Raw genomic sequence first — 12450 nt, 5'->3', positions numbered from 1 at the left:
CCCGAACTCATCCGGCGGTGGAGGCATCTGGAGTGGAGCTACCAGGGATGCCGGGAACGGTGCCCCCAATCGTTGTCGCACCCCCAACGTCACCGCCGGGCACGGTGCCGGCGGGACCCGCCGCGCCCCGTTTCGACAGCGCGTCGAGGAGTTGGTCGCCCATGAGCGAGCTGGGCGGCGCGCCCATCGTCACTACGACATCGCCGGGCTTGGCCCGGCGGGCCACCTCGACCGGCGCCGCCTCCCAGGAGTCCACGAAGACCTTCCGGTCGTCCGGCAGCGGTACCGCCTCGATCAGCGCTGCCGAACCCTCCCCCGGCTCCCGCAGCTCCCCGGGGCCGAAGACCTCCAACAGCACCAACTCGTCGGCGAGGGCGAGGGCTTCGGCGATCTCCGCCTGCAGGTCCCGGGTGCGGTAGAGCCGATAGGGCTGGAACACCACAATCAGCCCTCCGTCGCCGGCCACCTCCCGCAACGTCCGCAGTGCCAGCTCAATAGGCGTCGGGTGGTAGGCGTACTCGTCGTAGACCAGCACATCGTCCGCGACACCCTTACGCTCGAAGCGCCGCCGCACGCCGGGAAAGGCCGCCAGCGCGGCCTGCGCCGCCTCCATCGGCAGGTCCAGCAGGTACTCGGCGAGCACCGCCGAGGCACTGTTGAGACCCATATGCCGCCCCGGCATCGGCAGCCGAAACTCGCCCAACGACCGGCCGTCAATCTCGGCGAGGTAGCGGATGCCCCGGGTGGATGAGGCCATCTCGGTCAACCGAAGGTCCGCGTCGGCCGAGGTGCCGTACGTGTACACCCGCCGCCCCTCAGCGCGCAGCGTCTCGGCCATCCGTCGGCTACCCGCATCGTCAGCGCAGGTGATGATGAAACCGTCCGGGTCGGTAAGACGGGCGAAGTCAGCGAAGGCCGCTTCCAGATTGGCCAAGTCACCGTAGGTGTTCAAGTGGTCAGCCTCAATATTGGTGATAATCGAGACGAACGGCCGATAGATCAAAAAAGAGCGGTCACTCTCGTCCGCCTCCACCACGAAGTACTCTCCCGTGCCGTGGTGCGCGCCGGAACCAACCTCGGATATCTCCCCGCCGATCACGAAGGACGGATCCACCCCGGCCTGCTGAAGCACCATGGTCACCATCGACGTGGTGGTGGTCTTACCATGGGTGCCCGCCACCGCGACCGTCCGTCGGCCAGTCATCGCCGCGGCAAGCGCCTCGGAACGGTGCAGCACCCGCAGGCCACGACGGCGTGCCTCCACCAGCTCCAGGTGGTCGGACGGAATCGCCGAGGAGTAGACGACGGTGTCCACACCATCGAGGTTGGCCACCTCGTGACTCATGTAGATGGTGCCACCCAACGCCCGCAGGCCCGCCAGGGATGGCCACTCACGCAGTTCGCTGCCGGAGACCGAGATACCGCGGGTGAGGAAGAGTCGGGCCAGTCCGCTCATCCCGATCCCGCCCACCCCAACTAGGTGGATGGCGCCAAGATCCTCCGCGGTCAGTCGACCAGCTGGGGAGAACTTCGCCGCACTCTGCCCGCTCACCGGACCACCGCCTCATAGACAAAATTGAGTAATGCTTCGTCGCCGTCGCGATGCCCGTACGCAGCCGCGGCAGCCCCCATTGTGGCCAACCGGTGGGAGTCACGGATCAGCGGGATCACCGTGCTCTCCACCCAGGCCGGCGTCATCTCGGCGTCATCAACGAGTAGTCCGCCCCCGGCCTCCACCACCGGCAACGCGTTTCGTCGCTGCTCCTGGTTGCTGTGCGGGTACGGCACATAGACCGTCGGCAGCCCGACCGCCGCCACCTCTGCACAGGTCATCGCCCCACCCCGGCCGAGCATCAGGTCGGCCGCGGCATACCCCAGCTCCATCTGCGACAGGTACGGCAACGTCACGTACGGTGCGGGCAAGTCGGTCGGCACCGACACCGCCTCATTTCGTGCACCGACCACGTGCAGCACCTGCACTCCGTTCCGGGCCAGTTCCTTGGCCGCCCCGGTGACCGCCAGGTTGATCGAACGCGCGCCCTGTGATCCACCGGCGACGAAGAGCACCGGCAGGTCCGGCCGGAGCCCGAAGTGGGCGCGGGCAGCGGTGCGCATGGCGGCCCGGTCCAGACCGGCGATGCCCCGGCGCAGCGGCACCCCCACCACCCGGGCCCCGCGCAGCGACTCAGCTTGCGCCGGCTGGTGCGGGAAGCCCACCGCGAGGTGCTTGGTGAACTTCATGCCCAGCCGGTTGGCCACCCCCGGTGGCACATTGACCTCGTGGATGACGATCGGCAGCTCACGTCGCCAGGCGGCGAGGTACGCCGGGACCGAGACGTACCCGCCGAACCCCACCACGACATCGGCCTGCACCTCGTCGATGACCTTGCCGGCCGCCCGGGCCGCGGTCCACATCCGGGCCGGGGTCTTCACCAGGTCCAGGTTGACCGAGCGGGGCAGCTGGTACGCGGGGATCTGACGCAGGTCGTACCCGGCGGGCGGGATCAGCTCGTTCTCCAAGCCCTTCGGGGTGCCCAGGCAGGTGATCCGGATGCCGGAGTCGTGCCGGCGCAGGCAGTCGGCGAAGGCGAGCAACGGGTAGATGTGCCCCCCGGTGCCACCTCCTGCAAGCACCACCGAACGCAGCGGACCCATCACCGTCTCCTCTCCTCCACCGACCCACGCCGGGCCCGGTTCGCCCGGACGGCACGTCGCGCGGCCTGGTCATCTTCGTGTTGCCCCCGGGGCACCCGGGCCCGGGGAGCTGATGGGGCACCCGGGCGGCGCCGGCCGGGAAGCGGCGGCAACGGGGCCCAGACTAGTCGGACCCATCGGGCCGGCGGACGGGCATGCAGGGCTCTCGCCGCATCAGGTTCGGCCCGGGCGAACGAGGCGAGCATGCCGACCGCGGCGAGCGTGGAGACAAGGGCGCTCCCGCCGTCGGAGATGAACGGCAGCGGCACGCCGGTAAGCGGCAGCAACCCGATCACTCCACCGATATTGATCATCGCCTGCCCGATCAGCCAGGCGGTCGCCGCGGCGGCGGCGAGCTGCCGGAACCGGCCGGTCACCCGGCGGGCGATCCGCAGCCCGGTATACGCAAGCACCGCGAAGAGCGCCACGACCACACTGCACCCGACAACGCCCAGTTCCTCAGCGATGATCACGAAAATGAAGTCATTCTCCTTCGCCGGGAGGGAGCCCCACTTCAGGGAACTCTTGCCCAACCCGGTGCCGAACCAGCCCCCGTGCTCGATCGCGTACCGAGCTTGGAGCATCTGGTAGCAGCCCGAGTCCTTGCAGGTTTCGAGCGGTGGAGGATTGAAGAACATCGTCAGCCGGCCCAGCCGGAAATTCGGCTCGTCCGACCCGCCTGGCTCGCTCGACCCCGCGCCGAGTGAAGCGACCGCCACCAGCAGACCGATACCGAGCAGGCCGATCGCACCCAACACCGCGAAGACCCGCAGCTGCACTCCGGCCGCCCAGAGCAGCCCGATTACCAGGGCCAGCAGACAGATCAGCGTGCCCAGGTCGTTGTAGCCGACCAGCACGAACAGCAGCCCCAGCACGGGGAAGAACGGCGTGGCCAACTCCCGCCACCAGCCGAGCTTGGCGCCCTTTCGGGCGAGCACATCCGCCCCCCACAGGACGAGAGCGAACTTCGCCAGCTCGGAGGGCTGGAGCTGGAGCGGCCCTACGTACAGCCAGTTCAGGTCTACGGCGAACGGGCCGATCTGCGAGACGCCGGCCAGCGACGTGAGCGCGACCAACAGATTCAAGAGCAGCAGCAACCCCACCGTGCCCCAGAGGGCCGGCCGGGCGACCGCCTGGAAGGTGCGGACCGGCAACCGCTGGCACGCCCAGAAGGCCACAATGCCGAACACCGCGAAGATGGCCTGCTTGGTCAAGGACGCGGTGGCGTCACCGCTGTTGGCATAGTCTTCCACGCTGGTCGCCGAGAAGACCATGGTGAGACCGATCAGCAGCAGCAGGCCGACGCTGAACAGCAAAAGGTAGTAAGAGGCCAGCGGCCGGTCCAACAGGCCACGGAGCGCAGCCAATCCGCCGGCGGCACTCAGCCCGCGCAGGGGCGGAACATCGGGAGGTTCCTTCGGCGACCGCGCTACCGGCGGAGCCTCGGTGGTACGCGTACCTCTCTGCGGCCAGCGCCGCCCCGAATCCGAGCTTCCCTCAACTTCTGATCCCTCCCCCACCCGCCCATCATCGCGGGTGGGGGAGGCGTGGCCCCCGCAACCGTCTCCTCGGCGTGTCGAGAAAGCCTGCTCCGATCAACCGACGCGGGCGAGGAAGTCGCTGTAGAACAGGCCCAGGGCGATGGCCACACCGATGCCGGCGATGATCCAAAACCGCACCACGATGTTGACCTCGCTCCAGCCGGCGAGCTCGAAGTGGTGCTGCAACGGTGACATCCGGAAGACCCGCTTGCCGGTCGTCCGGAAGGAGATGATCTGGATCACCACGGACATCGTAATGATGACGAAGAGTCCTCCGATGATCGGCAGCAGCAGGATCGTTCGGGTCGACATCGCCATCCCGGCGATTAGGCCGCCCAGCCCCAGCGCCCCGGTGTCGCCCATGAAGATCCGGGCCGGCGAGGTGTTCCACCACAGGAACCCGACACAGGCACCGGCCGCCGCGCCGGCGATCAACGCGATCTCCAGCGGGTCCCGAACCGCGTAGCAGTACTCCTGGGTGTAGTTCGGGTCGGCGCACCAGTGCCGGTACTGCCAGAAGGCGATCAACCCGTACGCCGCGAGCACCATCACCGAAGCGCCGGTGGCCAGGCCGTCCAAACCGTCGGTGAGGTTGACGCCGTTGGTGGCTGCCATCACCACGAAGATGAAGAGGATGACCGCGCCAACCTTGGTGAGCTCCAGCGCGGGAATGTCCCGGATGAAACTCAACGTCGTGCTGCCGACCGTCTCGGTGTTGGTCAACGTGCCCTGGGAATCGGTCATGGTGCTCGGGAAGTAGAGCGCGATCACCCCGAACACCGCGCCGACCAGGATCTGGCCGAGCAGCTTGCCGCGCTTGTTGAGGCCGCCACTGTGCCGCTTGCGGACCTTCAGGAAGTCGTCGATGAAGCCCACCGCGCCGGAGAACACCATCAGCCCCAACAGCACCAGCGCCGTGATGGTCGGTTCAACCTGAGCGATCTGGGCGTCCGGCAGCGTGGTCAGGGCCAGGTGCCCGGCGACGTACGCGATGACGGTGGCCAGGATGAAGACCACCCCGCCCATCGTCGGGGTGCCCTTCTTGCCCTGGTGCATCACCGGACCCTCGGCCCGAATTGGCTGGCCGGCCTTCAACCGGGTGAAGACCTTGATCGCAATCGGTGTGCAGAACAGCGAGACCAGGAAGGCCACCCCAACCGCGACGATGACTGCCCTCATGCCACGCCACCGTCCGCTCCCGCACCCCGGTCGGCCACGGCGTCGGCGCGCAGCGCGTCCGCCACCTCCCAGGTGCGGTACCGCGAGCCCTTCACCAAGACGACGTCACCGGGCCGCAGGTCTCCCCGCAGCACCTCGACGGCGCCCGCCTGATCGGTGAGCTGCACCGATTCTCCTTCCCAGTCACGTACCGATGTTGCGCCCTCATGGATCGGGTTCGCCGCCTCGCCCACCACCAGCAGGCGGTCCACCCCCAGATTGGCGGCGAGTCGACCGACCTCGACATGCCCCTCCTGCTCGTACGGCCCCAGTTCGGCCATGTAGCCGAGCACCGCGATGGTGCGCCGCCGCTCGAACCCGGCCAGCGCCCGCAGGGCGGCGGTCATCGACGCGGGGTTGGCGTTGTACGAGTCGTCGATAACGGTGACCCCGTCAACCCGCTCGAAGACGTCCATCCGACGACTGGAGACCAGCCCGAGCTCGCCCAGGGCGGCCGCCAGCTCCGGCAACGGCATTCCCAGTTCCCGGGCCACCGCGGCGGCGGCGAGCGAGTTGGATACCTGGTGCCGGCCGGTCAGCCCGAGCCGCACCGGCGCACGCCCCTCCGGTGTCACCAGCGTGAACGACGGCCGGCCACGCTCATCCAGCACCACGTCAACGGCCCGCACGTCCGCATCGGCCGCCTCGCCGTACCGGACCACCCGCGCTTGGGTGCGCGTCGCCATCGCGGCGACGAGGTCATCGTCGGCGTTGAGCACGGCCAGCCCCTCCGCCGGTAGCGCTGCCACCAGTTCCCCCTTCGCCAAGGCGATGGTCTCCCGGGAACCGAACTCACCGATGTGGGCCACCCCCACATTGAGCACCACGGAGATCTTCGGCGGCACCACCTCGCAGAGGTAGCTGACGTGCCCCACTCCTCGGGCGCCCTTCTCCAGCACGAGGTAGCGGGTCCCCGGACCGGCCTGGAGTGCCGTGTAGGGGTGCCCCAGCTCGTTGTTGAACGACCCGGGCGGGGCAACCGTGGGCCCGAGTCGTGCGGTGAGGGCAGCGATCAGATCCTTGGTGCTGGTCTTGCCCGAGGAGCCGGTGAGGCCGATGACGGTCAGCTCGGGCAGCCGATCCGTCACCGCGCGGGCCAGTCGCCCCAGCGCCAGCTGGGCATCATCCACCAGCACCATCGGCACGCCGGGCAGCACCCGGGTGCCGAGCACCGCCACCGCACCCGCCCGAATCGCCCCGTCGGCGTAGTCGTGCCCATCCACCCGTTCCCCGGGGAAGGCGACGAAGAGCCCGCCCGGGCCGGCCTTGCGGGAGTCAAACTCGACCGAGCCGGTAACCGCGACGCTCGGGTCAGCGCTGACCAACCGGCCGTCAACCGCTGTCGCCACCTCGGCCAGACTCAGCCGGATCACGGCTGCCCTGCCTGGTCACCGAAGCGCGCCCGCAGCGCGGCAGCCAGCTCGGTGCGGTCGTCGAAGGGATGCATCTGCCCGCCAACCTCCTGCCCTTGCTCGTGCCCCTTACCCAACAGCGCCACCACGTCCCCGGGCGCAGCGAGCTCGACCGCCTCCGCGATGGCCGCACGCCGACCGGGCACCTCCAGGACCTGCACCTCGGTGTCGGCCCGGTGCACGCCGGCGAGCACCTCGGCCCGGATCTCGGCGGGATCCTCGGTCCGCGGGTTGTCGTCGGTCACCAGCACCACATCCGCTCCCTGGGCGGCGGCGACGCCCATCAGGGGTCGCTTGCCCCGGTCCCGGTCACCGCCGGCGCCAAGTAGGCAGATCAGCCGCCCGGTGCTGAACTCCCGCAGGGCGGCCAACACGGCGACGATCGCATCGGTCTTGTGGGCGTAGTCGACGACGCCGCGCACCGGGCCGGGGGACGGCACCAGCTCCAGCCGACCGGGAACGCCGCCGCAGTCGTCCACCCCCGCTACGGCGTGCCGCGGCTCCACCCCCGCCGCCACCAGCACGGCGACGGCGAGCAAGGCGTTGGCGACGTTGTGCCGACCGGGCAGGGCCACTCCGGCGGACAGGGTCAACCCGTCCGGGCCGTGCAGGGTGAAGCGCTGCGCGTACCCCTCGCCACCGACCTCGTCGGCCCACCAGGTGGCGCAGTGGTCGCCGGCCGCGGAGTAGCTCACGGTGGCGGGTCGACGCAGCGGGATCAGCGCCGGGTCGTCGTAGTTGAGCACCTCCGCCTCGCAGCGGCCGTCGAAGAGCTTCGCCTTGGCGGCGAAGTAGTCCGCGGAGTCGGCGTGGAAGTCGAGGTGGTCGGAGCCGAAGTTGGTGTATCCGCCGACGGTGAACCGGACGCCACCGACCCGCCCCATGGCCAGGGCGTGGCTGGACACCTCCATCACCACGGCGGTGACGCCGCGCTCTCGGGCAGCGGCGAGCATGGCATGCAGGTCGGTCGCCTCGGGCGTGGTCCGGACACTGTCGATCACCAGGTCACCGAGGCGGGTCTCCACGGTGCCGATCAGACCGGTGGTGTGCCCGGCCGCCCGCAGCCCCGACTCGACCAGGTACGCCGTCGAGGTCTTACCCGCGGTGCCGGTCACCCCGATCACCGTCAACCCGGCGGTCGGGTCGCCGTACACCACACTGGCCAGGTCCCCCAGCACGGCCCGCGGGTCCGGCACCACCAGCATGGGCAGACCGGCTTCCGCCGTCGCCGCCGCGCCATCCGGGTCGGTCAACACCGCCACCGCACCAGCCTGGGCCGCGGCCGAGACGAACTCGGCACCGTGCCGCCGGGCACCGGGCAGGGCCGCGTACAGGTCGCCGGGGCGGACCTCCTGGCTGGCGTGTGTCACCCCGGTGACCGTCGGTTCCGTTGGACCGGACCGGAGGTCAACGGCGTCCGCACCGCACTCGGCGGCGAGCCGAGCAGCGAGGTTACCGAGCCGGATTCCGGTCACGCTACGAGGGCGAGGATTGCCGGACACGGCGTCAGACCCTACCCGGTCGTCCGGTTCCGGCCACACAGCCGCCCCGGTGGTTCGTCGGCACGCACCGATGATGTCCCGTCTACGCTGGTCAGCGGGGAAAGACGTCAAAGTTGGGTGGCGGGACCTTCGACGGCGGTACCTGATAGTGCTGCAGGGTGAACCGCATCATGTCGGCGAAGACCGGTGCCGCGATGTCGCTGCCGCCCCCACCGTCGGGAGTGTGGGCGAAGACAGCAATCACGAAGCGGGGCTTCTCGGCCGGGGCCATCCCGACGAACGCCGCCACGTCGCCGGGCTGCTTCTGCCCGTTTACCAGCCGCGCGCCCGTGCCGGTCTTCCCGGCCACCCGGTAGCCGGAGATCGCCGCGGCCCGACCGGTCGCGCCGTCAACGGTGGTCACCGCCTCCAAGGCGGTACGCAGCTCGGCGGCGGTCTCCGGGGTCAGCACCTCCCGGGTCGTCGGCGCCTCCGGCGTTGTCCGCTCTCCCCCCGGCCCGATGATCTCCTTCATCAACCGTGGCGCGACGTACGTGCCGTCGTTGGCGATGGTCGCGTACGCGGCAGCCATCTGGATCGCGGTGGTGTCCACACTGTGCCCGATCGGCACCGACCCATGCGACGAGTCGCTCCACTCGTCGGCGGGCAGCACCGCGCCGCTCGCCTCGCCGAGCAACCCGACACCGGTCGGCTTACCCAGCCCGAAGCGCTTCTGGTAGTCGATGAGCCGGTCCGGGCCGAGCCGGTCGGCGACCTCGATGGTGCCGACGTTGGAGGAGAAGGCGAGCATCCCGGGGATGCTCATGGTGCGGCCGTTCACCGGGTGCGTGTCAGAGATACGCGTGTCGCCCTTGAGTACGCTGTTCGCCACCGGGAACGCCGTCTGCGGGGTGATCACGCCCTCCTGGAGGGCAGCGCCGAACGTGATCGCCTTGTGCACCGACCCCGGTTCGACCACGAACGCGGTCGCCACGTCGTCCCGGTCGGCCGGGTCACTGTCGAGCCGGTTCGCGACGTTGTAGGTGGGATAGGAGGCCTGGGCCAGCACCTCGCTGGTGCCCACCTCCAGGACGACCGCGGTGGCGGTCGAGCCGTTGACCGCTTCCATCGCCTGGGCCAGCTTGGCCTGGACCATGTATTGCAGGTCCCGGTCGAGGGTGAGGCACAGCGAGCTGCCCGGTTTCGCCTCGGTCGTCTCGCTGAAGCCCCCAGGGATCTGCGCGCCCCACCCCGCCTCGTAACGTTCCAGACCGTCCTTGCCGGTGAGCACCTCGTCATAGCCGGCCTCGAGCCCCTCCAGGCCGACCATCTCCGGGCTGGTGAAGCCGATCAGGTTGGCGGCCAGGTCTCCACCGGGGACCTCCCGTCGCTCATCGCGGCGGACGCCGATTCCCGCCAGCCCAAGAGCCTCGATCTGCTCGGCCCGGTCAACGTCCACCCCCCGTTTGAGGTATGCGAACTGCAGTTCGTTGCCGTTGGGCTGCTTGCGTTTCCGCATCTGGTCGGCGAGCTCCGCCGCCGGGATACCGAGCGGCTCGGCGAGTGCCTGCGCGGTACTCACCGGGTCGTCGATCAGGGTCGGGTCGGCGAAGACATACCGAGCCTCGACACTATGCGCCAGCACCTCGCCGTCCCGGTCTCGGATCGTGCCACGAGGTGCCGGCAGAACCACGACTTTCAGCCGGTCGTCAATTCCGGCACCGGCGTAGTCCGGATTCTCCACGACCTGCAGCACGACGAGCCGAATACCGATGACGGTGAACAGGGTCAGCACCAGCGCGGTGCCGAGCCGCAGCCGGCGGCCGGGGTCGGCCAGGCGGGGTGGCCTCGACCGGCGGCGTCGCGTCGGCCGGGCTGAGGTTGGTCGCGGCGGGCGTCGCCGCGGCGGTGGCTCCTCCGCCGGTGGATGCCGGGGCACGGTGCGCACCACGGAGGTGCGACGCGGCGGGTTCGCCCGCCGCGTCGCACCGGCCCGCCCACCACTGAGCACCTGGAGTGCCGGACGGAACGGGTCACCGGAGCGACCGCCATCTCCTCGCGGTGTCCGGCGCGGCTCGGCGCGACCGGCGCGGGCCTCCCCTAACCGCTGCTCGCCGATGCTGCGGCCGCGGGGGGTGTAGGCCCGGGCGCCGGAGATGCCACCACCCGACTCTGCCGGGCGGGGATCGGCTGAACTATCGGCGCGGGACGGGCCGCGCCGGGACCCCTTGGCGTCCCGGCGCGGCTCCTCCGATCTCGGCGGCACGACTACCCCCCGGTAGCCGGCTGGCCGGCCCCCGACGATGGCCCGCTGCCCGGCTGCGGCACATGAATGGCCGCGCCACCGTCGGGAAGCTGGATGTAGCCCGGCTCGAGCTCGACAAGGCCAAGCTTGCGGGCGGCATCGAGCAGATTGCCCGGCGCCTTCGCCTCGGTGATCTGCTGGTTCAGCTGCTGCTGCTGCAGGTTGAGAGTGGTCTGCTCGTCCTGGAGTTGAGACAGCCGAATCGCGTTCTCGTTGATCTTAGTGTTGACCATCAGGATGCCGAGCACTCCGCCGACCACCAGTACCACGACCAACGCGGCAAACGGTGCGCGCGGCACCGATACCGGAGCCGGTGGCGCTACCCGCAGCCGGGTCGTTCGGGTGCTGACAGTCCGCGCGTTCGGGCGCAGCGCCGCGGTGCCCTGAGTCGGGAACGCACGCGTGTCCCGCGCGCGGGTCGCCCCTGTCCGCCCCGCCGGCAGCGTCCGGGTGTTGGTGCGCGTGGCCCGCTCCGCCGCGATCCGGCCCCCCGACCGCGGTGTGCGCTGCCCGTCGCCAGCCCCATTCCGGCGGTCGCGCTTGTTATTCGTCATGTCCCTCCCCCTCGTCATCCGTCCCTGTCCCGTCATCCCCCGAGGCCGGCCGCCGCACGGCCGACCCCGTCCCCGGTTGGTGCATCCCTCGGACCCGTCGCCGGTACCGTTCGCGGTCGGTACGTTGGCGCTGCTGCATGGTCGGGTCGAGCCGTTCGGCAGCCCGCAGCCGCACCGAGGCGGACCGTGGGTTAATCGCGACCTCCGCCTCGCCCGGCAGCTCCGCCCCCCGACTGAGAAGCCGGAAGGTCGGGCCGGTCCCGGGTAGCTCGACCGGAAGGTCGATCGGACCCTTGCTGCGAACCCGGTCCGCGAGGGCCACTTTGGTGAGCCGGTCCTCCAATGAGTGATAGGACAGGACCACCATCCGGCCCTCGATCGTGAGCCGGTCGAGCGCCGCCGGCAGCGCCGTCTCCAGCGCCGCCAACTCTCGGTTCACTTCGATCCGTAGCGCCTGAAAGGTTCGCTTTGCCGGATGACCGCCGGTGCGCCGGGCGGGCGCGGGGATGGCCTGCCGGACCAACTCGGCCAGCCGCGCCGACGAGGTGATCGGGGCCCGGTCCCGCTCCCGAATAATCGCCGTGGCGATCCGCGGCGCGAACTTCTCCTCGCCGTAGACCCGCAGCACCCGGGCCAGCTCCGGATGCGAATAGGAATTGACCACCTCTTCGGCGGTCACCCCCCGACTCTGGTCCATCCGCATGTCCAACGGGGCGTCCTGCGCGTAGGCGAACCCGCGGTCGGGCGCGTCCAGCTGCAACGAGGAGACTCCGAGGTCGAAGAGGATCCCGTCCACCATTGGAAGACCGAGCCGATCAAGCACCTCGGGCAACTCGTCGTAGACAGCGTGCTCCAGGTGGATTCGGTCAGCGAAGCGAGCCAGTCGTACGCGGGCATGCGCCAGCGCCTCGGTGTCCCGGTCCAGCCCCACCAGCGTGGTCTGCGGATGTGCCGTCAGGATCGCCTCGGCATGCCCGCCCAGCCCCAGCGTGGCATCGACGTAGACCGTCTGACCCGTCCGGTCCAGCGCGGGAGCCAACAGCTCAAGACAGCGCTCAAGCAGCACCGGCACGTGCGCGCCACGAAGCTCCCCCATGTCGCCCCCCACTGGTTCCGTCCCGTCTGTCGTGCCGTGCCTGTCGTCGGACGGCGCCCCCGCCGTCGTACCACCAGATCCCCATCCGCTCCCGCCGGCCTTCCGGCAACGGCCCCCGATCGGATCGCGCGCCTGGCACCGGGGAAGGG

Annotated in this window: 9 protein-coding genes; all 9 read right to left on the bottom strand. The window is 70.0% G+C overall.

The window, feature by feature from the left end; all coding sequences use genetic code 11:
* Positions 1 to 7 precede the first annotated feature (7 nt).
* Positions 8 to 1552 (bottom strand): UDP-N-acetylmuramate--L-alanine ligase, encoded by a 1545-nt coding sequence (gene murC, locus B116_RS0102780; protein ID WP_018721528.1) that lies wholly within the window; start codon positions 1550 to 1552, stop codon positions 8 to 10.
* The gene (gene murG / locus B116_RS0102775) at positions 1549 to 2655 is read right to left on the bottom strand and encodes an undecaprenyldiphospho-muramoylpentapeptide beta-N-acetylglucosaminyltransferase (protein ID WP_020608255.1); all 1107 of its coding nucleotides are present in this window, start codon (positions 2653 to 2655) and stop codon (positions 1549 to 1551) included. The genes murC and murG overlap by 4 nt, the downstream gene beginning before the upstream one ends.
* Positions 2655 to 4088 carry an FtsW/RodA/SpoVE family cell cycle protein gene (locus tag B116_RS0102770; RefSeq protein WP_050565590.1) on the bottom strand — a complete coding sequence of 478 codons (1434 nt, stop codon included), beginning with the start codon at positions 4086 to 4088 and terminating at the stop codon, positions 2655 to 2657. Before B116_RS0102770 ends, murG begins: the two co-directional genes overlap by 1 nt.
* Positions 4089 to 4289: 201 nt before the next feature.
* Positions 4290 to 5414 carry a phospho-N-acetylmuramoyl-pentapeptide-transferase gene (gene mraY / locus B116_RS0102765; RefSeq protein ID WP_018721524.1) on the bottom strand — a complete coding sequence of 375 codons (1125 nt, stop codon included), beginning with the start codon at positions 5412 to 5414 and terminating at the stop codon, positions 4290 to 4292.
* Positions 5411 to 6826, bottom strand: a complete 1416-nt coding sequence (locus tag B116_RS0102760) for a UDP-N-acetylmuramoyl-tripeptide--D-alanyl-D-alanine ligase (RefSeq protein WP_027659155.1) — start codon at positions 6824 to 6826, stop codon at positions 5411 to 5413. The genes mraY and B116_RS0102760 overlap by 4 nt, the downstream gene beginning before the upstream one ends.
* Positions 6823 to 8367, bottom strand: a complete 1545-nt coding sequence (locus tag B116_RS0102755) for a UDP-N-acetylmuramoyl-L-alanyl-D-glutamate--2,6-diaminopimelate ligase (protein ID WP_449619009.1) — start codon at positions 8365 to 8367, stop codon at positions 6823 to 6825. The genes B116_RS0102760 and B116_RS0102755 overlap by 4 nt, the downstream gene beginning before the upstream one ends.
* A 91-nt stretch (positions 8368 to 8458) precedes the next feature.
* The gene (locus tag B116_RS0102750) at positions 8459 to 10612 is read right to left on the bottom strand and encodes a peptidoglycan D,D-transpeptidase FtsI family protein (RefSeq protein WP_027659153.1); all 2154 of its coding nucleotides are present in this window, start codon (positions 10610 to 10612) and stop codon (positions 8459 to 8461) included.
* A gap of 2 nt (positions 10613 to 10614) precedes the next feature.
* A complete protein-coding gene (locus B116_RS0102745) occupies positions 10615 to 11205 on the bottom strand; it encodes a hypothetical protein (RefSeq protein WP_027659152.1) in 591 nt (196 codons plus the stop codon).
* Positions 11195 to 12301, bottom strand: a complete 1107-nt coding sequence (gene rsmH, locus B116_RS0102740; RefSeq protein WP_033667248.1) for a 16S rRNA (cytosine(1402)-N(4))-methyltransferase RsmH — start codon at positions 12299 to 12301, stop codon at positions 11195 to 11197. The genes B116_RS0102745 and rsmH overlap by 11 nt, the downstream gene beginning before the upstream one ends.
* Between the last annotated feature and the right edge of the window lie 149 nt (positions 12302 to 12450).

Origin of the sequence: Salinispora fenicalii (assembly GCF_000514815.1) — a bacterium.
Classification (GTDB): domain Bacteria; phylum Actinomycetota; class Actinomycetes; order Mycobacteriales; family Micromonosporaceae; genus Micromonospora; species Micromonospora fenicalii.
The sequence above is the reverse complement of the archived record's forward strand: the minus strand, read 5'-3'. Positions and strand labels throughout refer to the sequence as shown.